This window comes from Polaromonas hydrogenivorans (assembly GCF_040105105.1).
Taxonomy (GTDB): domain Bacteria; phylum Pseudomonadota; class Gammaproteobacteria; order Burkholderiales; family Burkholderiaceae_C; genus Polaromonas; species Polaromonas hydrogenivorans.
In genome coordinates, this window is sequence record NZ_CP157675.1 from 3,500,628 (window position 1) to 3,522,916 (window position 22,289).

General features: G+C 61.3%; 21 protein-coding genes. 7 read left to right on the forward strand and 14 right to left on the reverse strand.

The annotated features are described in order from the left end of the window. Window positions 1–79 precede the first annotated feature (79 nt). From ABLV49_RS16885 to ABLV49_RS16895, 3 genes are all read right to left on the reverse strand, one after another. Window positions 80–883: a class I SAM-dependent methyltransferase gene (locus tag ABLV49_RS16885; RefSeq protein WP_349278237.1), complete on the reverse strand. Its 804-nt coding sequence runs from the start codon at window positions 881–883 to the stop codon at window positions 80–82. Window positions 884–938: 55 nt separating this feature from the next. Further along, complete coding sequence (locus tag ABLV49_RS16890) at window positions 939–1,226, reverse strand: type II toxin-antitoxin system Phd/YefM family antitoxin (RefSeq protein ID WP_349278239.1); 288 nt, start codon at window positions 1,224–1,226, stop codon at window positions 939–941. A gap of 557 nt (window positions 1,227–1,783) precedes the next feature. Continuing rightward, on the reverse strand, window positions 1,784–2,170 hold the full coding sequence (locus ABLV49_RS16895) for a hypothetical protein (protein WP_349278241.1): 387 nt from the start codon (window positions 2,168–2,170) through the stop codon (window positions 1,784–1,786). Window positions 2,171–2,310: 140 nt separating this feature from the next. On the opposite strand from ABLV49_RS16895, the gene ABLV49_RS16900 reads away from it, so the two are divergent. Continuing rightward, a complete protein-coding gene (locus tag ABLV49_RS16900) occupies window positions 2,311–3,327 on the forward strand; it encodes an IS110 family transposase (RefSeq protein WP_349278243.1) in 1,017 nt (338 codons plus the stop codon). Between the two features lie 813 nt (window positions 3,328–4,140). Here the strand turns inward: ABLV49_RS16900 and ABLV49_RS16905 are convergent. The 4 genes from ABLV49_RS16905 to lon all read right to left on the reverse strand — a co-directional run bounded on the left by ABLV49_RS16905 (window position 4,141) and on the right by lon (window position 9,561). Beyond that, complete coding sequence (locus tag ABLV49_RS16905; RefSeq protein WP_349278245.1) at window positions 4,141–5,091, reverse strand: LysR family transcriptional regulator; 951 nt, start codon at window positions 5,089–5,091, stop codon at window positions 4,141–4,143. Window positions 5,092–5,220: 129 nt separating this feature from the next. Continuing rightward, window positions 5,221–6,312 carry an iron-sulfur cluster carrier protein ApbC gene (gene apbC / locus ABLV49_RS16910; protein WP_349278247.1) on the reverse strand — a complete coding sequence of 364 codons (1,092 nt, stop codon included), beginning with the start codon at window positions 6,310–6,312 and terminating at the stop codon, window positions 5,221–5,223. A gap of 151 nt (window positions 6,313–6,463) precedes the next feature. Then, window positions 6,464–7,009, reverse strand: a complete 546-nt coding sequence (locus ABLV49_RS16915; RefSeq protein WP_349278249.1) for an HPF/RaiA family ribosome-associated protein — start codon at window positions 7,007–7,009, stop codon at window positions 6,464–6,466. 182 nt (window positions 7,010–7,191) lie between these two features. After that, window positions 7,192–9,561, reverse strand: coding sequence for an endopeptidase La (gene lon / locus ABLV49_RS16920; protein WP_349278251.1), 2,370 nt, complete (start codon window positions 9,559–9,561; stop codon window positions 7,192–7,194). A 205-nt stretch (window positions 9,562–9,766) separates the two neighbouring features. Between lon and metG the strand changes: the two genes are divergently transcribed. Both metG and ABLV49_RS16930 read left to right on the forward strand, forming a co-directional pair. Further along, window positions 9,767–11,857: a methionine--tRNA ligase gene (metG, locus tag ABLV49_RS16925; protein WP_349278253.1), complete on the forward strand. Its 2,091-nt coding sequence runs from the start codon at window positions 9,767–9,769 to the stop codon at window positions 11,855–11,857. A 32-nt stretch (window positions 11,858–11,889) separates the two neighbouring features. Next, a complete protein-coding gene (locus ABLV49_RS16930) occupies window positions 11,890–12,117 on the forward strand; it encodes a hypothetical protein (protein ID WP_349278255.1) in 228 nt (75 codons plus the stop codon). Between the two features lie 24 nt (window positions 12,118–12,141). On the opposite strand, the gene ABLV49_RS16935 is transcribed toward ABLV49_RS16930, so the two are convergent. From ABLV49_RS16935 to ABLV49_RS16955, 5 genes are all read right to left on the reverse strand, one after another. Then, a complete protein-coding gene (locus tag ABLV49_RS16935; protein WP_349278257.1) occupies window positions 12,142–12,324 on the reverse strand; it encodes a hypothetical protein in 183 nt (60 codons plus the stop codon). Window positions 12,325–12,422: 98 nt separating this feature from the next. After that, window positions 12,423–13,613, reverse strand: a complete 1,191-nt coding sequence (hemW, locus tag ABLV49_RS16940) for a radical SAM family heme chaperone HemW (RefSeq protein ID WP_349278259.1) — start codon at window positions 13,611–13,613, stop codon at window positions 12,423–12,425. An 18-nt stretch (window positions 13,614–13,631) separates the two neighbouring features. Continuing rightward, the gene (locus tag ABLV49_RS16945) at window positions 13,632–14,240 is read right to left on the reverse strand and encodes a non-canonical purine NTP pyrophosphatase (protein WP_349278260.1); all 609 of its coding nucleotides are present in this window, start codon (window positions 14,238–14,240) and stop codon (window positions 13,632–13,634) included. A gap of 120 nt (window positions 14,241–14,360) precedes the next feature. Further along, a complete protein-coding gene (locus ABLV49_RS16950) occupies window positions 14,361–15,260 on the reverse strand; it encodes a PP2C family protein-serine/threonine phosphatase (protein ID WP_349278262.1) in 900 nt (299 codons plus the stop codon). Further along, complete coding sequence (locus ABLV49_RS16955) at window positions 15,257–16,264, reverse strand: serine/threonine protein kinase (protein WP_011800227.1); 1,008 nt, start codon at window positions 16,262–16,264, stop codon at window positions 15,257–15,259. Before ABLV49_RS16955 ends, ABLV49_RS16950 begins: the two co-directional genes overlap by 4 nt. Before the next feature lie 65 nt (window positions 16,265–16,329). On the opposite strand from ABLV49_RS16955, the gene ABLV49_RS16960 reads away from it, so the two are divergent. From ABLV49_RS16960 to ABLV49_RS16975, 4 genes are all read left to right on the forward strand, one after another. Then, entirely contained in the window at window positions 16,330–17,247 is a 918-nt protein-coding gene (locus ABLV49_RS16960; protein WP_349278264.1) for a YicC/YloC family endoribonuclease, read from the forward strand. A 52-nt stretch (window positions 17,248–17,299) separates the two neighbouring features. After that, window positions 17,300–17,920, forward strand: coding sequence for a guanylate kinase (gene gmk / locus ABLV49_RS16965; RefSeq protein WP_011800225.1), 621 nt, complete (start codon window positions 17,300–17,302; stop codon window positions 17,918–17,920). A gap of 25 nt (window positions 17,921–17,945) precedes the next feature. Continuing rightward, a complete protein-coding gene (gene rpoZ, locus ABLV49_RS16970; RefSeq protein WP_011800224.1) occupies window positions 17,946–18,149 on the forward strand; it encodes a DNA-directed RNA polymerase subunit omega in 204 nt (67 codons plus the stop codon). A gap of 117 nt (window positions 18,150–18,266) precedes the next feature. Next, window positions 18,267–20,504 carry a RelA/SpoT family protein gene (locus ABLV49_RS16975; protein ID WP_415838060.1) on the forward strand — a complete coding sequence of 746 codons (2,238 nt, stop codon included), beginning with the start codon at window positions 18,267–18,269 and terminating at the stop codon, window positions 20,502–20,504. Window positions 20,505–20,601: 97 nt separating this feature from the next. Here ABLV49_RS16975 and greB read toward each other — a convergent pair whose 3' ends face one another. Together greB and ABLV49_RS16985 are read right to left on the reverse strand one after the other, a co-directional pair. Then, on the reverse strand, window positions 20,602–21,153 hold the full coding sequence (greB, locus tag ABLV49_RS16980; RefSeq protein ID WP_349278269.1) for a transcription elongation factor GreB: 552 nt from the start codon (window positions 21,151–21,153) through the stop codon (window positions 20,602–20,604). A 174-nt stretch (window positions 21,154–21,327) separates the two neighbouring features. Next, window positions 21,328–22,275 carry an ABC transporter substrate-binding protein gene (locus tag ABLV49_RS16985; protein ID WP_349278271.1) on the reverse strand — a complete coding sequence of 316 codons (948 nt, stop codon included), beginning with the start codon at window positions 22,273–22,275 and terminating at the stop codon, window positions 21,328–21,330. Window positions 22,276–22,289: the final 14 nt, after the last annotated feature.

A 22,289-nucleotide genomic window follows, 5' to 3' on the forward strand; every position in this document is an offset into this window, starting at 1 on the left:
GGTGTATGGGGTGATTCAAGTTGTGAATGAGGAGAGGTACAGAACCCAGTTGCCCAACGCGACCCGGCTTGGCAATCACCTACGCCGCCACCCGTGCGCGGATGGCCCAGGCCCTTGCCATCATCGGGATCGACCCGTCAGGAAGCACGGGGATTCGCGCCTTGAGGGTTTCCCGCAGGCGCACCCGCGCGGCTTCATCGAGCGACATGGCATAGGCCGGGGCAGGCCCCTGGCCGCCCAGGAATGGCCGCCAGTAATCGTCAAAACTCGCGAACGGCATCGGAATGTCGATGGCCGTGACCTCGATGTGTTCCAGCCCGGCACCGGCGAAGCGTTCGGTGAGCGCCTCCGGCCGGCACAGCGGGAAGCGCACGCCCTCGTCCATCGGCATGACGCCGGCGTCAAGCGAGACGGCCGCATCCCAAAAGTAGCGCATGAGTTCCATCTTTCCAGCGTAGTCCCAGACATAGGCCCCAATGACTCCGCCTGGAGCCGTGACCCTGGCCATCTCGGCAAGCGCGACAGCTGGATCTGCAATGAAGTTGAGCACCAGGCCCGAGACGACCACATCGACCGATGCATTCCCCAGGGGCAGGGCCGTGGCGCTGGCGCAATGAAGCGTTGCGCGGCCGGCGAGCTGGCGCCGTGCGGATGCAAGAAACCCCTCCGAAGGATCGACGCCGTCAAGCGACGACGCGGAGCAGGCATCCACAATGGCAGCGCAGAGCGCGCCTGTCCCGCAACCGACATCGAGCCACCTGCGACCGGCCGGGACGCCCAGCCAGTTCAAAAACAAGGGGGCGACCTGGCGGCTCCACCGGCCAACATACTGCTCATAGGGATCACCCCGCTCCCACGCGTCCGACACGGGTCTCTGCTTCATGGTCAAGCTCCTCTACGAATCAAGCTGTTGGCATCCAGAACGAGAGCCATGTGGCTCATGCCGCCGTGGCTTTGGGCTTTTTGTTGCGTGGACTGGCCTGTTTGCGGACCGTTTTGAATTCGGCCACCACTTCTTCGGCGCTGACACTGTGCGCGGCGAGCAGCCAGTCCAGCGTCTTGCTGGCTTTCTTCAATGCCACGATATCCGCGTCGGCCTGACCTTGCGTGGGGATGAAATAGCCGACCGTTTGACCGTGGCGCGTCACAGCCACAGGCGTGCTGAAAGCAATGAACTCAGCCATGCCAGCCCGAAATCCCCGAATGCCTACTTTGGTTGCTTCCATGAGATTGCCCTTTGGATGCTAGACCAGTTAGGCCGCTAGCTCGTATGTATTTGTGCATATTTGGGGCGGTGCTCCGGAAAGCGTGGAAGACCTCGCAAGTGACGATCACGCCGATACGCCCGTTTGATGTGCCTTGGAAACCAAGTGTTTGGGGTCAACAAACTCTCTGCGAACTTGAACTCGGCATACTTGTAGTCGATCATTTTCTTGAACGTCACGTCCGACCCGTTCGCACCCTCTTCGCGAACTAAGCGATGGAGTGCGCAGCCAACTGACCACACGGCAAGTTGGTGCCAGACAGACCAGCTCCTGGTGTGCTCTTCTGCACTTGCCCAGGCCTCAGCAAGATTGGATGACTTGGCGATGTTATTGGAAGCAGGACGAGGGCTGGACACAATCAGCTCTGACGGGAAGAGCAGAAGTGCTTCTCGAATTGCTCTGTTGTAGTTCATCGCGGCATTGAGCGGCTGGATCGCTAACGTGCGTGTGACCGGCGACTTGCGGAAGGAAGGCGCGTAGCGCCGGGACGCCGCAAGGCGTCCGTGTCGACTAGCGGGTTAGACGTCAGCGCGTGATTCATAGCTCGCAAAGGGTCCGGTAAAGAGGAACGCTGAATTTAGCTTCTCTACGACTTCATTCTGCTTCGGAAAATAGTCTACGAACTCTGGCCAGGCTTCCGCGACGAAGGAATCCCACTTCGAGGCGTCCAACTCGTGTATTTGCCCGTCCGCAATGTCTAGGAATTCGAATCCGCGCTGGGAAAGACTTGCCACAGCACTGCGAGCGGCAGACTCATGGTCTGTTGCTCCCAAAAAGATCGGAACATAGGCGCCAACCAAATTTGTCGGCATTTCCGCATTCGTGCCGCGCGCAACGTGCACGGTGAGCCGGAAAAGCCGGTTGCGATGGCTCGCGGACTTGATAGGCTTCAGGAATGAGAACATCGAGACCCGTGACGTCTAACGAATGAAAGGGACTTCCCCGTCCCAAGCGAGCCGCGCCCCGTTGAGGTTGCGGTTGACGGCATCAAAGTGCCACGATGGAGAAGTCAAACTTTTCATCAACTCACCTGGAAGGGGAAATCATGGCTATCGTAACGGTTGGAATTGATCTGGCAAAGAACGTCTTTGCGGTGCATGGCGTGGATGAGTCTGGTAAAGCTGCATTGGTGCGCCCCGAGGTGGCGCGCAGCAAACTACTCGAACTGGTGGCCAATCTGCCCGCCTGCCTGATTGGCATGGAAGCGTGCAGCGGCGCCCACCACTGGGCACGCGAATTTGCCAAGTTCGGCCACACCGTGCGCCTGATGGCGCCCAAGTTCGTGGCCCCCTACCGCATGAGCGGCAGGCGCGGCAAGAACGATGCGGCCGATGCTGCCGCTATATGCGAAGCCGTCACTCGGCCCAACATGCGTTTTGTCCCTGTCAAGAGCATCGAGCAGCAGTCGCGCCTGTTCGTGCATCGCGCCCGCCAGGGCTATGTGGAGGAGCGCACCGCGCTGATCAACCGCATCCGTGGCCTGCTCTCTGAGTTGGGTATCGTGCTGCCGCTCAAGGCCGCTACGGTGCGCCGGGAAGCGCACAAGCATCTGGAGGACTTGCCGGGCTGGTGCAACACCGTGGTGGGAGATGCCTTGAGCGAACTCACTCACCTGGATGAACGCATCGGCCAATACGACAAGTACATCGCCCAGGCAGCAGCCGAGGACCAGCAGTCCCGGCAATTGATGCAGCTCAGCGGCATCGGCCCGACGACGGCCAGCGCCATTGTGGCCACCGTGGGCAAAGGCCACGATTTTGCCTGCGGACGCCAGTTCTGTGCCTGGCTGGGCCTGGTGCCGGGGCAATACAGCTCAGGCGGCAAGCAGCGCCTGGGGCGCATCACCAAGGCGGGGGACCGCTACCTGCGCACTCTGCTGATTCTGGGCGGCAAGGCGGTGCTGGCGGCTGCGAAGAACAAGACGGACCCGGTGAGCCGCTGGGCGCTAAAGGTGCAGGAGCGCCGGGGTTACTGGAGAGCGGTGGTGGCCATTGCGGCCAAGAACGCCCGGATGTGCTGGGCCATGCTGCAGCGCGGGGATGCGTTCAAGCTGCCTGCGTAAGGCAACGCTTTGGCTGCGCATAGACAAAAATTGATACTTCTCACCGTGTGATGCCGTGTCGTTGATGAGTAAAAAGGTTTGGACCTGCGCCGGGGAATGCTCGATAAATTTACGGAGATCAACAGTGCTGGGAAATCAGCGCTGCGCCTCGACTAACGAATGGAGCCCTCGGCGTGCGTCTTTCATCAGGGTCCGCTGCAATAGTTGCAGCCTCGAATGACCGTTTGTAGTGCCGCCGTCCACATGCCTTGCGCGCTCAACAGGCAGCGACATTAATCACCACGGTGAAGAAAAATTGAAGCGTCAGATTCCGTGGTTAATCGCTGGCGCGATTAACCACGGTGGGAGAGTGTTTGACAAAGGTGGGGAAGCCCTTGTAGTAAAGTAGCCGAGCGCCTATCTTGGCATTCCCAAGCTAGACGACGAAATAAACCGGAAACCCACCCGTTGATGCTGAAGCCCCTCAAGCGGTAAGGCCCATGCCGCCTGGGTTTGCGGTCAATTTCACCAGAAGTTAAATTCATTTCCATCCCTTTGAACCCTGTCGCCTATCCTGGCGAAATTTGGTTAACGTCGAGTTCACTTCTTTCGACGCGTTTCATTTGGGCAGAACTATAGCCCGTGGACCTTCCGCCTGGATGTCGGCTTGCTCTGCAATGCAGACATTCAGCTTCGCGGATTGATGACGCCAGGATGAAACTCACATGGGCTGTTAATCCGCTATGAAATCAATAGCTACTCACGCTTGCCTTGCTTGCGCCAGAACGTGTTTGAAGCAACAAAAATCCGAGTCACGCACAACAGCCACCCAGTTCAATCCCCCAGCGCCCCGCTATGCCGCGCCACCTCCCGCAGCCAGCGATCATCCCGCGCCAGCCCCAGCGCAGCCTCCAGCGCCCGTGAAGGCCGAGCCTTTCCAAGATAGATAAACCCGACAGGCGTCACCATTTCCGGCTCGACCAGCGGCAGCGCTTCCAGTTCGCCCTGGCTGCGCACCGCACCGACCAGCGCGCCGGGCAGCACGCTGCAGACATCGCCGGCCAGCACGCTCAGGGCCAGCGTCAGCACCGAATTGGTTTCCATCACCGGCTGCACCACGCTGCCGGCTTGGGCAAACGCCTGATCGACGAGGCTGCGGTTATGCATCTCGGGCGTCAGCAGGCACAGCGGTAGTTGCGCGGCGTCAGCCCAGCGCATCGCCGCGCCCAAGCGCAAGGACGAGCCTGAAACGCCGGCCGATGGTTGCAAGCGGCGCACCAGGAAATAATGCTCGCCGTATTGCGGCAGCACGGCAAACGGCCCGCCTTTTTTCACCCGGCCGGTAAAGCCCAGCGCCATGTCGAGCGACAGGTTTTCCAGGCCTTCCTCGATTTCCTGCGAACTCAGGGCGCGCACCACCGGGGCAATGCCCGGATGCGCGGCCTGCAGCATGGCGGCAAAGCGTGCGGCCACCGGAACGGCGGTCGGCACCACGCCCAGCTGCAAACGGCCCTTGGGATTATCGGCGCTGCTGGCGAGTTCTTGCTGCAGCAGCGCATGTTCGTGCAGCATGCGCCGGGCGGCGCCAAGCACCTGCTCGCCCTCGGGCGTCAGGCCGGCGTAGCTGCGGGCGCGCTTGACGATGGGCGTGCCGAACTCTTTTTCCAGCGCCCGCAAGGCATTCGACAGCGCCGGCTGGGTGATGTGGCAGGCAAGAGCCGCCCGCGCGAAATGCCGGTGCTCGCTCAGGGCGACGAGGTAGCGAAGGGAGGTCAGCAGGTTCATCCGGTGTGCCGCAAAAAGTTAGGAGATCGCTAAAAATAACGTCCCGATTTCCAGATGAGTTTTGCGCCCTGCTTCGTCATGCGGCTGGATTCCCGCCTGCGCGGGAATGACGGGAAGTTGTTCAGCCGATCAGGTGTTCTTGCTGATCGTGATGGTCGGGAACTTGGCCGAGAAGTCCTTGGACTTGGCCGCCACGGTGATCGCCACCTTGCGCGCCACGGCCTTGTAGATGCCGGCCACGTCGCCGTCGGGGTCGGCCACCACGGTCGGGTGGCCGCTGTCGGCCTGCTGGCGGATGTTGATGTCCAGCGGCAGCGCGCCGAGGTAGTCCATGTGGTAGTCAGCCGCCATTTTTTTGCCGCCGCCTTCGCCGAAGATATGTTCCGCATGGCCGCAATTGCTGCAGACATGCACCGCCATGTTCTCGACAATGCCCAGAATCGGCACGCCGACCTTCTCGAACATCTTGATGCCTTTCTTGGCGTCGAGCAGCGCGATGTCCTGCGGCGTGGTGACGATGACGGCGCCGGTCATGGGCACGCGCTGGCTCAGTGTCAGCTGGATGTCGCCGGTGCCGGGCGGCAAATCGACGATCAGGTAATCAAGGTCTTTCCAGTTGGTCTGGCGCAGCAGCTGCTCCAGCGCCTGGGTAGCCATCGGGCCGCGCCAGATCATCGCTTCGTCTTTATCGACCAGGAAACCGATGGACATGACCTGCAGGCCATAGTTTTCCATCGGCTCCATGTTCTTGCCGTCGATGCTTTCGGGCCGGCCCTCGATGCCCATCATCATCGGCACGCTGGGGCCGTAGATGTCGGCGTCCAGCAGGCCGACGGCGGCGCCTTCAGCGGCCAGGGCCAGCGCCAGATTCACGGCGGTGGTGCTTTTGCCGACGCCGCCCTTGCCCGAGGCGACGGCAATGATGTTCTTCACATTCGGCAGCAGCTGCACGCCGCGCTGCACGCTGTGGCTGGCGATCTTGACGCTGACGTTGACCGACACATTGCCGACGCCGGCCACGGTCTTGACGGCGGCAATCAGGCTTTTTCGCAGGCCGGCGATCTGGCTCTTGGCCGGGTAGCCGAGTTCGACATCGAAGGACACATCGTCGCCGCTGACCTGCAGGTTTTTCAGCGCACGGGTAGAAACGAAATCCTTGCCGGTGTTGGGGTCGAGCACGGTTTGCAGCGCGTTCAAAATTGCCTGTTGTTCTACAGCCATCTGGGGAATCTCCGAATTGAATCTGTGGGGGGTTGTTGCCGGCGCCGGGCCGGCCTGGATTTGAGACGAAGTCTAAGCCAATGCGACCCAGCTCGCCGGGCGGGCCGCCGCATCCCTTCAAAAGATTCCGGCGCCGCCGGCACGGCCCGCTTCAGCCGAAACTGTGCTTGCCCACGCTCACGCGCTTGGCCTGCGGCCCATGCGCGCCGGCCTGCGCGATGAACTGGACCGGGCTGCCGATGCGCAACTGGTCGAAGCGCGTATTGGCCAGGTTGTCGTGATTGAAGTAATACTCGTCCCCGTCGGGCGTGCTGATGAAGCCGAAGCCGCCGTCGTGGTCCAGGCGAACCACCTCGCCGTGCAAGGCATGCGGATGCTCTTTTTGCATGCCGCGCTGGCGCCGGGCGAGTTCTTCGAGCTGGCGCGTCATGTCGTCGAAGGCGTCGCGCAAGGCGACGTACAGGTCTTCATGCTCAACCTGGTTCACCACCAGTTCATGGCCCGGCAAGGTCAGGTCAATCCGCACGCCGAACGGCCGACCCTGGTGCTGGTGCTTTTGCAGCAGTTCGATGACGACGCGGCAGGACGTGATGCCGCTGTAAAAGCGTTCCAGGTGCACCACCTTGCGGTGCGCAGCCTCCTCGACGGCGGCTGAAGCATCCATGCCCTTGAAGGTCAGTTGAAGCGGTAATTTCATGGCCGAACTCCGATAAGCCTATAGCCGATAAGCCGATAACGCATCCTGTCTTTTCAGCAGTGTCCCCATCCCGGGGGGTAACCCACATGAGATGGGTCAAGTGCCTGCGCAATTACCGCATCGTGCGCGCCAGCAGCAGCCGCAGCGAGAACCTGGCCTATCAGCGCCGGCCAACGGGCGGCTCACACCAGCACGAAGCCCTCGCCCCGCATGGCCGCATCGCCCAGCGCCGCGCGAATGGCGTCATCGACATGGTCGAGCCAGACGAACTTCAGAGCCTCGCGGGTGGATTCGGGCACGTCGCGCAGGTCTTTCTCGTTGCGCCGGGGCAGCAGCACGGTATGCACGCCGGCGCGCTGCGCGGCCAGCACCTTTTCCTTGATGCCGCCCACCGGCAGCACCAGGCCGCGCAGGCTGATTTCGCCGGTCATGGCGACGTCGTGGTGGACCGCCTGATCGGTGAACAGCGAGGCCAGCGCAATGAACATGGCCACGCCGGCGCTCGGCCCGTCTTTCGGAATCGCGCCGGCCGGCACATGCACATGCACATCGATGCCTTCGAAGCGTTCCGCCGGAACGCGCAGGGTGCTGGCAAACCCCTTTACCAGCGTCAGCGCGGCCTGGGCGCTTTCCTTCATCACCTCGCCGAGCTGGCCGGTCAAAATCAGCCGGCCGCTGCCGGCCACGCGGGTCGCCTCGATGAACAAAATGTCGCCGCCCACCGGCGTCCAGGCCAGCCCGGTCGCCACGCCCGGCATGCTGCTGCGCAAGGCGGTTTCGTGCTCGAACCTGGCCGGGCCGAGGATCGCGTCCAGGTCGGCCGCATCGACACGCACCTGTGGCTTCGAGCCGTCCGCGATCCGCACGGCGGCATGCCGCATGACGCGGCCAATCTCGCGCTCCAGCTGGCGCACGCCGGCCTCCCGGGTGTATTCGGCCACCAGCGCCTGCAGGGCATCTAGGGTCAGTTCGCACTGGTCACCACGCAGGCCGTTCGCCTCGCGCTGGCGCCCCACCAGGTAGCGCTGGGCAATCTGCAGCTTTTCTTCCTGCGTGTAGCCCGGCAGTTCAATGACTTCCATGCGGTCGCGCACCGCGGCGGGCACCTGGTCGATGACATTGGCCGTCGCCAGGAAGACCACCCGGCTCAGGTCAAACGGCACGCCCAGGTAGTTGTCCCGGAAGGTCGAGTTCTGCTCGGGGTCCAGCACTTCGAGCAGCGCGGCCGACGGGTCGCCGTGGGCGCTGGGCGAGAGCTTGTCGATCTCGTCGAGCATCATCACGCAGTGGCGGGCGCCGGCCTTGCGCAGGTTTTGCACGATCATGCCCGGCATGGCGCCTATATAAGTGCGGCGGTGGCCGCGAATCTCGGCCTCGTCATGCACGCCGCCCAGCGAAACCCGCACGAAAGGCCGCCCCAGCGCATGCGCGATGCTCTGGCCCAGCGAGGTCTTGCCCACGCCCGGCGGCCCGACAAAGCACAGAATCGGCGCGCGCCCCTCGGGGTTGAGCTTTTGCACCGCCAGGTATTCGACGATGCGCTGCTTGATGCGCTCCAGGCCGTAGTGGTCGGCCTCCAGGATGCGGCGCGCCTCGGTCAGGTCAATCGGGCTGGCTTGCGGCACGGTCCACGGCAGCTCGGTCATCCACTCCAGGTAGGTGCGCAGCATCGAGTATTCGCTGGACGCATCCGGCATCCGCTGCAGGCGTGAAAGCTCCTTGCGCGCCTGGGCCTCTACATCGGCCGGCATGCCCGCCTTGGCGATCAGTTCGCCGAGCTGGGCAATGTCCTCGCTGGTGCCGTCGTCCTCGCCCAGTTCCTTCTGGATGGTCTTGAGTTGCTGGCGCAGCATGTATTTACGCTGCGTGTCGTCGATCTGCTCCTTGGTGCGCTCGCCGATTTCCTGCGACAGCCGCAGCACCTCGATGCGGTGGGTCAGCATCTGCAGCACTTTTTGCAGCCGCTCCTCGGTGTTGGCGGTTTCCAGCAGCAGCTGCTTTTCGCTCAATTCGGCATCGAGCAGGCTGGCGACGACATCGGCCATGTGCGAGGGCGAGCGCACGGCCTGCAGCGTATGCGCCAGCTCGGCCGGCGCCCCCGGCAGCAGCGAGAGGATCTCGGCGGCCCGCTCGCGCAGCTGCAGGCCCAGCGCCTCGGCCTGCGTGGAAGGCTCGGCCGGATCTTCAATAAACTGCACGCGGGCGGCCAGGAAAGGATAACCCTCGACCATGGATTGAATGCGAAAGCGTTTCACGCCCTGGCACAGGGCGTGGCGCAGCTGCTCGTCCGTGCCGACCTGCTGCACCACCTTGGCGGTGGTCCCGACATCGCACAGCGCGTCGCGCCCCGGGTCATCGTCCTTTTCGTCGCGCTGCATCACGATGCCCAGCAGGTCGCCGGTGTTCTTGGCATGCTGGACCGCCGCAATCGACTTGGGGCGGCCGACGGTGATGGGCACCAGCGTGTTCGGAAACAGCACGACATTGCGCATCGGCACGAGGGCAATCACGCCATCGGGAAGCGCGGGCAACTTGGCATCTTTGGCATCCATGGGCATTCCCCGGTCATTGGGCGGTGCAGGCTGAAATTCAGTATAGGCATGCGGCCGCCTTGCGGATACGGGGCATTCATGGGGCTGGTTGATCAAAATCAAGCGCAAGCAAGGACTGCGCAGGACTGGCGATTTCAGGCCGCCAGCACAGCCGCTGGCCGGCCCGACTTAAAATCGCCGGCTAGCCTCACCAAAGCACTCCACCATGTCCCAGCGCCGCCTTTTCGTCACCACCGCCCTGCCCTACGCCAACGGCAACTTCCACATCGGCCACATCATGGAATACATCCAGGCCGACATATGGGTGCGCTATCAACGCATGCAGGGCAACGCGGTGAATTTCGTCGGCGCCGACGACGCCCACGGCGCGCCCATCATGATCGCCGCCGAAAAAGCCGGCAAGACGCCGCAGCAGTTCGTGGCCGACATCGCCGCCGGCCGCAAGCCGTATTTAGACGGCTTTCACATCAGCTTTGACAACTGGAGTTCGACCGACTCGCCGGAAAACCACGAGCTGGCCCGGCAGATCTACCGCGACCTGCGGGACAACCCGCAAGGCTCGCTGATCGAGACGCGCACCATCGAGCAGTTCTTCGACGCCGAGAAGAACATGTTCCTGCCCGACCGCTTCATCAAGGGCGAATGCCCGAAATGCCATGCCAAGGACCAGTACGGCGACAACTGCGAGGTCTGCGGCGCGGTGTATGCGCCAACCGACCTGATCAAGCCCTACTCGGCGCTGTCGGGCGTGACGCCGGTCTTGAAAAGCTCCGAGCACTTCTTCTTCAAGCTGTCGGATGCGCGCTGCGTCGAATTCCTGGAAAACTGGACGCAGGACGGAAAGCTGCAGCCCGAGGTGGCCAACAAGGTCAAGGAATGGTTTTCAGTCCGCGAGAATGCTGACGGCACGCAGAGCGAAGGCCTGGGCGACTGGGACATCAGCCGCGACGCGCCCTATTTCGGCATCGAGATTCCCGATGCGCCGGGCAAGTATTTTTATGTCTGGCTGGACGCGCCGGTCGGCTACCTGGCGTCACTCAAGAACCTGCTCGACAAGCGCGGCGAAAGCTACGACGACTACATGGCCGACCCAAAGCTGGAGCAGTACCACTTCATCGGCAAGGACATCGTCACTTTCCACACCCTGTTCTGGCCGGCGATGCTGCATTTCAGCGGCCGCAAGACGCCGGACAACATCTTTGTCCACGGCTTTCTGACGGTGAACAACGGCGAAAAGATGAGCAAGAGCCGAGGCACCGGCCTGGACCCGCTCAAGTACCTGAGCCTGGGCATGAACCCCGAATGGCTGCGCTACTACCTGGCCGCCAAGCTCAATGCGCGCAACGAGGACATTGACTTCAACGCCGATGACTTCATGGCGCGGGTGAACAGCGATCTGGTGGGCAAGTTCATTAACATCGCGAGCCGGGCGGCGGGCTTCATCAGCAAGCGCTTTGCCGGCCAGCTGGGCGAAGTGTCGGCCGATGGCACAGCGCTGCTGACCAATCTGCGCAGCCAGTCCGAAGCCATCAGCCAGCTGTATGAATCCCGCGAATATGCCAAGGCCCAGCGTGAGGTGATGTTGCTGGCCGACCAGGTCAACGCCTACGTGGACCAGAACAAGCCGTGGGAACTGGCCAAGAAGGAAGGCATGGAATCGCGCCTGCATGATGTCTGCACCGTCTGCATCGAGGCCTTCCGCCTGCTGACGCTGTACCTCAAACCCGTGCTGCCCGCGCTGGCCGCGCAGGTTGAGGCCTTCCTGAACACCCGCCCGCTGACCTTTGCGGATGCCGCCGCCAGCCTCGGCAACGGCCACCCCATCGGCGACTACAAGCACCTCATGCAGCGCGTCGATATCAAGCAACTTGATGCACTGTTCGAGCCTCCCGCGCAAGACCCACCTGCGCAAGCAGCTATCGAAACCGTAGCACCCGGCGGCGAGGACATCGCGCCCGCCATCACCATCGACGACTTCGCCAAGGTCGATCTGCGCATCGCAAAAATCGTGAATTGCGAAGCCGTGGACGGCTCGACCAAGCTGCTGCGCCTGACGCTGGACGCCGGCGAAGGCCGGATGCGCAATGTCTTCAGCGGCATTGCCTCCAGCTACCAGCCCGCAGACCTGATCGGCAAGCACACCGTGCTGGTCGCCAACCTGGCGCCGCGCAAGATGAAGTTCGGGATCAGCGAAGGCATGGTGCTGGCCGCCAGCCATGCCGACGAAAAATCCAACCCCGGCATTTATGTGCTGGAGCCGCTGTCGGGCGCGACGCCGGGCATGCGGATTCACTGAAGCCCTTCCCGACAGCCACCCAAAGCCTGCCCATGACACCCTTGTCTCACTTTTGCACCCGCCTGAGCGCCTCGGTGCTCATCAGCCTGTCGGCACTGGCATTGCCGGGATGCGCCGTGGTCACCGCCGTCGATACCGTGGCCTCGGTGGCGATTGGCACCGTCGGGCTGGCGGCCAGCGCCGTCATCGGCACGGCGCGCATCGCCGGATCGGCCATCGGCGCCACCGCCGATGCGGTGCTGCCCGGCCCGAGCGAGTAGGCAGTTCACGCAGGCAAGGAGTGATCAGCGCGGCCGGCTTCCCGGCTTCTTCTCAAGCTGCTCACGCTGTTCAAGCTGCTGAAGCTGCCGCCTGCGTTTTCCCTTGTTTCTGGATTCGGCCTCGGGCGGCTGCTCGCGCAGGGCTTGCGCGGCCCGTTCCTTCGCCCGCTCCTGCTCGCTTTTGCGCTTCTTGTCGCGAAAATGCACAAAGATTCGCCCCAGTCCGAAGCTCACCGCGCAGCTGACTCCCAAAAGAACAATGCTCGAAGTTTCCATTTCCATGCTGCGTGCCGCCAGTCAGTCCCTCAGTCCGCCAGAAACAGCGACTGCAGGTCGTTCAAAAAATCAAAGCCGCGCTCGGTCGGCTTGGCGTGGACAAAATCGCGCTCGATGAGGCCCTTGCGCTCGGCCTCTTCCAGCCCTTTTTGAATCGCGGTGAACGGCAGTCCCGTCTTTTCGGCGAAGTCCTGCAGCTTGAACCCGTCCTTCAGCCGCAGGGCATTGAGCATGAATTCAAACGGCAGATCGGCACGGCTGACTTCCGTTTCCTGCGCCACCGCATTCCCAGCCAGCGCTTTGTCCATGTACAGACGGGGCTCGCGCGCGCGCACCTGGCGCACCACCCGATGGGCAAAGCTGAGCTTGCTGTGCGCGCCAGCGCCGATGCCCAGGTAATCGCCAAACTGCCAGTAGTTGAGGTTGTGAAAGCAGCGATGGCCGGGTTTGGCGTAGGCCGACACTTCGTAGCGCTGCAGGCCTGCGCCTTCGGTCATCTCGGTGATCTGGTCGAGCATGGCGTAGGCCGTGTCTTCCTCTGGGATCACCGGCGGAAACTTGGCAAAGTAGGTGTTGGGCTCAATCGTCAGGTGGTAAATCGAGATGTGCGGCGGCTGCATCGCCAGCGCCTGCCGCATGTCCTGCGCCTGGTTCTCCAGCGTCTGGCCGGGCAGCGCGTACATGATGTCGAGGTTGAAGGTATCGAAGGCCTGCGCCGCCTCCTCCACCGCCGCAATCGCCTGGGCGCGGTCATGCACCCGGCCCAGGGCCTTGAGGTGAACATCGTCAAAACTCTGCACGCCGATGGACAGGCGGTTCACCCCGGCGCTGCGAAAAGCCTTGAAACGGTCTTTCTCGAACGTGCCGGGGTTGGCTTCGAGCGTGATTTCGCAGTCGGCCTCCAGCCGCAGCCGCGCGCGGATGTCGCCCAGCAGGCGGTCGATGGCCTGCGGCGAAAACAGGCTGGGCGTGCCGCCGCCAATGAAGATGCTGTGCACCGTGCGGCCCCAGACCAGCGGCAGCGACGCCTCCAGGTCGGCCACCAGCGCATCGATGTAGCGCTGCTCGGGCAGTTCGCCCGGCATTTCATGCGAATTGAAATCGCAGTACGGGCATTTCCTGATGCACCAGGGCAGGTGTACATACAGCGACAGTGGCGGCAGGGCCGCGAGTTGCAGCGTGCCGCTGCGCATGTAGTGCTGAACGTCGTGTTGGGTCATGAAGGGTTCGAGTGCAATTTACAGCCAGCGTTCACGCAGCAGCGCAATCATCTGGGCCGTGGCCTTGCCACGGTGGCTGTTGGCGTTTTTCACGCTGACGGGCAGTTGTGCGAAGGTCTGGCCAAACTCGGGAATGAACATCACCGGGTCAAAGCCAAAGCCGTTGCTACCCACCGGCTGCAGGGCAATTTCGCCGGCTGCCCGTCCGCTGGCGATCAAGGGCTCCGGGTCATCGGCCGAGCGCACCGCCACCAGCGTGCTGACCAGGGCGGCGCGGCGTTGCCCGGGCTGCGTCAGGTGCGCCATCTGCTCCAGCAAGGCCTTGACATTGTTGTCGTCGCCCTTGGCGTAACCAAACTGGGTGGCATAAAACGCCGTGTCCACGCCCGGCAGGCCGCCAAAGGCGTCCACGCACAGGCCGGCATCGTCGGCCAGCGCCGGCAGGCCGCTGAGCGCTGACGCATGGCGCGCCTTGGCCAGCGCATTTTCAACAAAGGTGCGAAAAGGCTCTTCAGCTTCGGGAATGCCCAGTTCGGCCTGGCTCAGCAACTCAAGGCCCAGCGGCGCCAGCAGGGCCTGCAGTTCGGCAAGCTTGCCCGGGTTGTTCGATGCGAGTACGATTTTCATGATGAAATAGGGCTTTTGCGCTTGTTACACATGCCTAAGCAGCTATTAATTTGATAGTGAATTATTTTGCAGCGCCACCCGTTCCCGGATGCCGCTTTCGGCCAGGCCCGGCAGCGTCAATCAGGCTTTTTTGGCCGCTGAACGGCGTATGGCCGCATTGATTTCAGCGATGGAGCGCTCGATCATGGCCTCATCAAGGTCATCGGTCGGGCTGTCGTACAGGCCGGCTTGCAGGGTGGAGGCAAAAACACCTTCCATGGCGCTGTCGGCGCTGTCACGGGTAGGCGCAAACACCTCCGGTGTTTCCCATTCCATCGCCAGAACCGTCACGTTGTCGCTGTGCTCGCCGCCGGCGCGCAGGGCATTGTCAACCAGTTGCGGAACAGCCTGCGAAACGCTGTTGTCAGTCAGCTGCTGGACGATTTCAGCATCGCTCAGGCTGCCCCACAAACCGTCGGAGCACAGCATCAGCTTGTCGCCCTGCAGCAGTGGAAGCGGACCCGCAATATCCAGAATGGGCTTGCTGGGCGAGCCCAGGCAGGTGAACAGGATATTGCGGTTGACAGGCGCGAACTCGGTGAATCCGGACCGCTCCTGCTCAAGGAAGGAGTGATCCCGGGTGCGCAGCAGCAACTCGCCATCGCGCACGATATAAAGACGCGAATCGCCACAATGCACCCAGGTGGCGCTGGTGCCTTGCACCACAGCGGCAACCAGCGTCGTGCGCGGGGTGTCGAGCATGCCTTTTTGGGACGCATGGCGAACGATCTGGTGATGCGCCGCCAGCAGCGCATTGGAAAGAAAATCCGCCGGGTCCTGAAGCGTCGGTTTGGCCTCTTTCTGGTAAAGGGCGCAAATCGTATCCAGTGCCAGCTGGGCCGCGACCTCCCCCTCAGGATGGCCACCCATTCCGTCGGCCAGCACAAACAGCCCCGATTCGCGCGTGTAGCAGTGGCCCATGCGGTCTTCGTTCATGGCCCTGCCTCCGATGCGGCTGAGCTGGAAAACCGAGAATTTCATTTGGAGCGGGTTCCGAATGCGTTGGCTTTGCGTACCGTTTTCTTGGTATCGGACACCACGCTGTCAAACTGCAGGCGAACCCTTTCGCTGACAGTGAGCTTGGTGTAGTGACGCTCGCTTTCCCGGCTCAGTTCTTTTTGCAGGGCAAACACGGACTGCGGCCGCGACAGCGGATCGAGCGACATGCACCATTCAACGACTTCAATCAGGTTGTCGGAATACACGCCGCGCAGCCTGGACAAGGCCAGCGACAGCCGGTCTTTTTCGAGGCGCTGCGGCGCATCATTGGGCGGATAGCCCTGCATGCTGGCGTACATGCAGGCGCCGATGGCATAGATGTCGGTCCAGGGGCCCATCGAAGAATCGCGCCGGTACATTTCGGGCGCTGCAAAGCCGGGGGTGTACATCGGCCGGATGAAATTGCCCTCTTTGCTCAGCACCTCGCGGGCTGCGCCAAAGTCGATCATCACGGCCCGGTTGTCATCGGTGATGAAGATGTTGGCCGGTTTGATGTCCAGGTGCAGCATCTTGTGCTGGTGCACGATGCGCAGTCCGCGCAGGATTTCGTCAAACAGCGAGCGAATGGTCGATTCGCGGAATACCTTGGGTTTTTTCAGGTCGCGCGCCGTGATGATGAAATCCTGCAGGGTTCCACCCTCCAGGTAGTTCATGACCATGTAAACGGTTTCGTTCTCGCGAAAGAAATTCAGCACGCTCACCACCGAGCCATGCGAAATCTGGGCCAGCGAACGGCCTTCCTCAAAAAAACTCTTGAGGCCCAGACGGTAGAGCGAAAGCTTTTCCGGCAGAACCTGCGGCAGCAACTCGCCCACCGCCCGGCTGGCCAGAGAGGACGGCAAGTACTCCTTGATGGCGAACTGCTGGCCCTCGTTGTCAACGGCCAAGTAAACTACACCGAATCCACCCGCCGAAAGCTTTCGCACAACGCGGTAGCCTCCGATGACAGTGTCAGGCGGCAGGGATGAAGGCTTGACCTTGGACATAATTCTTGGGGGCCGGGCGATGAATCACCCAGTCTTTTCTCTCTTTAGTAAGGCGTAAAAAGCTAATGTCAGTTTACAGCATGACGGGCTATGCAAGCCTGCAATCCAGCACGGCGCAAGCGACAAACGAGACGGAACCGGCACGCGACACCAGTTTGCGGCTGGGCGTTGAAATCCGTTCGGTCAACAGCCGGTTTCTGGACCTGGCGTTTCGCCTGCCCGATGAGTTGCGCCAGATTGAGCCGGCGTTGCGCGAGCTGCTGACCGGCAAGCTCAAGCGCGGCAAGGTGGAGGTGCGGGTTTCGCTGGAAAGCGCGGCGGCCAGCAACCTGCGCGCGCCTTCCCCCGCGACCTTGCAGCGGCTCGGTTCGCTGGAGGACAGCATCAAGTCATGGTTGCCGCAGGCCGCGCCGCTCAGCGTGGCCGATGTTCTGCGCATCGCCACCAATGAAGACAAAAAGCCGCACGACCACAGCGAGGAGCTGCTTCAACTGGCCCGGCAGACGGTGAATGAGCTGATGTCTGCCCGCGAGCGCGAAGGCGCGCGGCTGGCCCTCATGCTGCTCGACCGTACCGCGCAGCTGCGCACGCTGGCGGAATCGGCGGTGCCCATGGTTCCCAAGCTGGTCGAGCAGCAAAAAAACCGCTTCCTGGAACGCTGGAAAGAAGCTTTGGCGCTGGGAAGCAGCAACGTGCTTCCTGAAATTGCCCAGGACCGGGCACTGACCGAAGCGACCGCCTTTGCCATCCGGATCGACGTGGCCGAAGAAATCACCCGCCTGGCATCGCATCTGGATGAAATCGACCGCTTGCTGGCCAGCGGCGGCGAACTGGGCAAGCGCCTGGACTTCCTGATTCAGGAACTTCACCGCGAGGCCAATACCCTGGGCTCCAAGTCAGCCTCGCTGGAACTGACGCGTGTTTCTGTTGATATGAAAGTATTGATCGAGCAAATTCGCGAGCAGGTCCAGAACATCGAGTAACGCCGAACCTGTCTAAAACTCCTAAATTAATAGCAAATAACGCTCGTCAAGTATGGACTATCCCGGAAATCTCTTTGTTGTAGCCGCACCCAGCGGGGCTGGCAAGTCCAGTCTGGTCAAAGCCCTGATGGAACTCGATTCCGCCATCCAGCCTGCGGTTTCCCATACCACCCGCCCCCCGCGCGGACAGGAAAAGCATGGCCGGGAGTACTTTTTTCTTTCGCCGGAAGAGTTTGACAGCATGGTCAGGCGGGATTCCTTTCTGGAATGGGCGCATGTTCACGGACACCGCTACGGCACGTCGCGCCACACCATTGAAGAGCGGGTCGCTCATGGCGCCGATGTGATTCTGGAAATTGATTTCCAGGGCGCCATCAACATCAAGCGGATTTTTGCCAATGCCGTGCTCATTTTCATCCTTCCCCCGAGCTGGGAAGAGTTGCGTTCACGCCTGCAGCGGCGCGGCGAAGACAGCGCGGAGGTGATCGAGCTGCGGCTGCAGAATGCGGCCATCGAGATGGCACAGGCGCAAAAATTTGACTTCGTTATAATTAACGAGTTGTTTGAGCGGGCAGTTTTCGACCTGAAGACCATTGTTCATGCCCAGCGCCTGAAATACTCAGCCCAGCGACGCGCCAGAGCCGACACCTTCAAGGCGCTTCACATTCCCTAAGTCACCGATCATCTGAAAGAACATCATGGCCCGCATCACTGTCGAAGATTGCCTGGAAAAAATCCCGAACCGCTTTCAGCTGGTCTTGGCAGCCACTTACCGTGCGCGCATGCTCAGCCAGGGTCATGCCGCCAGGATTGAAAGCAAGAACAAGCCCGCGGTTACCGCCCTGCGAGAGATTGCGGCAGGCAAGGTCGGCCTGGAAATGCTGAAAAAAGTCCCCAATTAAAATCAGGAAATCCCAGAAAAAAGCACCTGCGAAGGTGCTTTTTTCATTTTCAAAGGGTTCAAAATCCGTCTTTTATCGGCTTTTTTCAGGTCGCGCTACATTTGAGGTATGAATGCAATGCCGACGTCCGTCGTTCCCCGCAAGCCAACACCCGCAGCAGCCAACGCTGCGGCGGCCAGTTTTGCCGCGTTGACCGCCAAACTCGACTACCTGAGTGCTGCAGACATTGAACATGTCCGCCAGGCCTACCGCTTCGCCGATCAGGCCCATCTTGGACAACTGAGAAACAGTGGCGAGCCCTATATTACCCATCCCATCGCAGTGGCCCAGCAGTGCGCCGAATGGAAGCTCGATGCCCAGGCCCTGATGGCGGCGCTGCTGCACGATGCCATTGAGGACTGCGCAGTCACCAAACCGGAACTGATCGAGCGCTTTGGCGCACCCGTGGCTGAGCTGGTGGATGGCCTGACCAAGCTGGAAAAGCTGGAGTTCAACACCCGGGAAGAAAATCAGGCGGAGTCTTTTCGCAAGATGTTGCTGGCCATGGCGCGCGACGTCCGCGTCATTCTGATCAAGCTGGCAGACCGCATGCACAACATGCGAACGCTGAGCGATGCGCCGCGCTCCAAATGGAAAAGAATCGCCAGTGAAACGCTGGATATTTACGCGCCGATTGCGCACCGCCTGGGCCTGAACTCGACCTATCGCGAGTTGCAGGACCGATCATTTCAGCATCTGCATCCGTGGCGCTATGCCATCCTGACCAAAGCCCTGACGCGGGCGCGGGGCCGCAGGCGCGACGTCATCAAGCGCGTGCAATCCGAAGTCGAGGCAGCCTTCGCCACTGCACAGATTGCGGTTCGGGTCTATGGACGCGAGAAAACGCTGTACTCGATTTACCACAAGATGGACCAGAAGCATTTTTCTTTTGCACAGGTCACTGATCTTTACGGTTTTCGGGTGATCCTGCAGGACGTGACGGCCTGCTACAGCGCCATGGGCATCCTTCACCAGCTCTACAAGCCCTTGCCGGGCAAGTTCAAGGACTACATCGCCATTCCCAAGGTCAACGGCTACCAGTCGCTGCACACCACGCTGGTCGGGCCTTTCGGAACCAACATCGAATTCCAGATGCGTACCGATGCCATGCATGTCGTGGCAGAGGCGGGCGTGGCGGCCCACTGGCTGTACAAGGCGTCTGATCCGAACAGCGACACCTCGCAGCGGCTGGGAACCAAATGGCTGCAGTCATTGCTCGATATCCAGCAGGAAACCCATGATGCGGCCGAATTTTGGGACCATGTCAAGATTGACCTGTTTCCAGAGGCGGTTTATGTCTTCACCCCCAAAAGCCAGATCATGGCGATGCCGCGTGGCGCCACCATCGTGGACTTCGCCTACGCCATTCACAGCGATGTGGGCCACCATGCGATTGCGGCCAAGGTCAATGGCGAACAGGTCACGCTGCGTACCGAACTGCTTAACGGCGATGTCATAGAAGTCATCACCTCTCCCGTTTCCACGCCCAATCCGGCCTGGCTGGGATTCGTTCGAACCGGCAAGGCTCGCTCGAAGATCCGGCACTATCTCAAGAGCATGGCACTCACGGAGTCGCAAGAACTGGGTGAAAAAATGCTGGCTCAGGCATTGCGGGCCGAAGGCATAGACCGGCAACGCCTTTCAGCGGATGACGGAGCGCATCACGCCAAGTGGGAAAAAATCCTGCGTTTTACGGGCAACCGTTCACGCGCCGAGTTGCTGACCGACATTGGCATGGGCAAGCGCATCGCCAGCATGATTGCCAAACGCATTGTGACTTTTCTCGCCGAAGATGGTGAAAAACCCGATGCCTTGCTGATGAGCCGGGAACGCTACATTCCGCACGAGTCGGTCTCACAAGGTGGCCTGGTGCTGGATGGCAACGAAGGCAGTTCAGTCCAGTTTGCGCGATGCTGCAGCCCGATTCCCGGTGATGGAATCGTGGGCTATCTGGGGCGGGGCGAAGGACTTTTTGTCCATACCGACGACTGTGTCGTGGCCAAGCGCCTGCAGCAACGCGACAGCGAACGGTTCATTGCGGTTGACTGGTCAGATGAACCCGCCCGCACGTTTGAAACCAATCTGATGGTGACGGTTTCGAATGGCAAAGGGGTACTGGCAAAAGTGGCAACTGCCCTTGCCGGTGCGGAAGTTGACATTACCCATGTGGACATGGGGCATGAGCCTGCAAACGGTGCAACCGACCTGAGATTTACCGTGGCTGTACGCGACCGTATTCACCTGGCTGCAGCGATGCGCAATGTCAGGCGCACGCAAGCGGTGCTTCGGGTGCAACGGGTCAAGGCAGGCGCTTGAATGGCGCACGCTTTTCATTCGGTTTTACGCGCTATTTTTCGAATGGCCGAATTTTGCCTGCAGCCGCTTTGGGGGCCGGGTTCAGCCAGCCGCTGTGTCAGCCCTTGGGATAGTCAACTTTCAGTACTTCAAGGAGTTGCGTTCCCTGGGGCGTGACAAGGGTGACTTCATCGCCTACCCTTGCCTTGAGAAGTGCGCTGGCCACCGGCGAAATCCAGCTGATCTGTCCGATTGCACTGATAGCTTCATCAACGCCCAAAATGGTCACGGTCCGCTCAAGCCCCTCGTCATCGCCATAGGTGACCGTGGCGCCAAAAAACACCTGGTCATTGCCATGGTGGACGCAAGGATTGCTTATTTCAGCGATTTCCAGCCTTTTCGTCAGAAAACGGATGCGCCGGTCAATCTCGCGGAGCCGTTTTTTGCCATAGAGGTAGTCGCCATTTTCTGATCGATCGCCATTGCTGGCCGCCCAGTGGACGATATCCACGACTTTGGGCCGTTCGCTGTCAATCAGATTGAGCAATTCCACCCGCAGACGGTTGTAGCCTTGAGGCGTGATGTAGTTTTTCCCGCTCACAGACTGGCCGAGGATCGGCGTGTCGTCCTCGTCGTCAGAGTCGGTTTCTTTGGTGAAGGCTTTGTTCATACTGAGGTCAGAATAGCATTCACCGCCCTTTCCTTCACTTGATGCTGGAACGTCCAAAACGAAAAAGTCTGCAACTTTCGTTGCAAACTTTCGATTCGCCTGCGCAGCAGGCTGGCGCCCATGTCGCTGATCAACCGCCCTCCCAGACCAGCACAAAATGAGCAGCCGCGCCGGTCAAGCTGCCACCGAAAAACGGGTGTCGAATGTGCCCCGCACATCCAGCCGCTGCTTGACCAGGCCTGCGTCCAGGTAGAAGTCGGCGGTTCGCTGCTGGTCGGCGACGACCTGGCTGTCGATGTCCTGCCAGCGTGTGGCGCGGCGCTCGAACTGCAGGCGGGCCGCTTCTGCCGGAATGCCGATGATCCTGGCCAGTGCCGCACCAAATTCGGCCGGATGCTGATACGACCACACCTGCGCCCGCGCGACGCGCAGCTTGAAGTCCTGCAGGATGCCACGCTTGTCGCGAAGCGCCGATTCCGTGGCGGCCAGGAAACTCAGCCCGCTCCACAGCCCGCGTCCGTTGACCAGCACCTTCGCATGGCCGCCGGTTTCGGCCAGTGCGGTGTAGGGCTCCCAGGTGGCCCAGGCATCGACCGAGCCCTGGGTCAGGGCCAGCTTGGCATCCGGCGGCGGCAGGAAGCGCAAATCAATGTCGTCCTGCTTGAGCCCGACCGAAGCCAGCGCCTTGAGCGTCACGAAGTGGCCGATCGACCCCCGGTTGGTCGCCACAATCTTGCCCTTGAGGCTGGCGGCGCCCTTGAGGGGCGAGTTGGGCGCCACCAGGATGGCCGTGCCATAGGCATCCGAGCGATTGGCGGCAAACGCCTTGACCCGGCTGCCTGCCGCAAGCGTGAACAGCAGAGGCGCGTCACCAATCGGGCCAAAATCAACCGCGTCGGCATTCAAAGCCTCGGCGAGCGGCGCAGCGGCTGGAAACTCCGACCACTTGATGTCATAGGCGATATTTTTAAGCTCGCCGGCAGCTTCGAGAAGCGCCCTCAGACCGCCTTTCTGGTCCCCCGCGCGCAGCAGCGGTCGAGGCTGGGCATGGGTGAGTACCGGCGACAAAAAAGTCGCTGCGACGGAGGCTGACAAAAGGCTGTGGAATTGGCGTCGTTGCATGGTGTGTGAGTCAG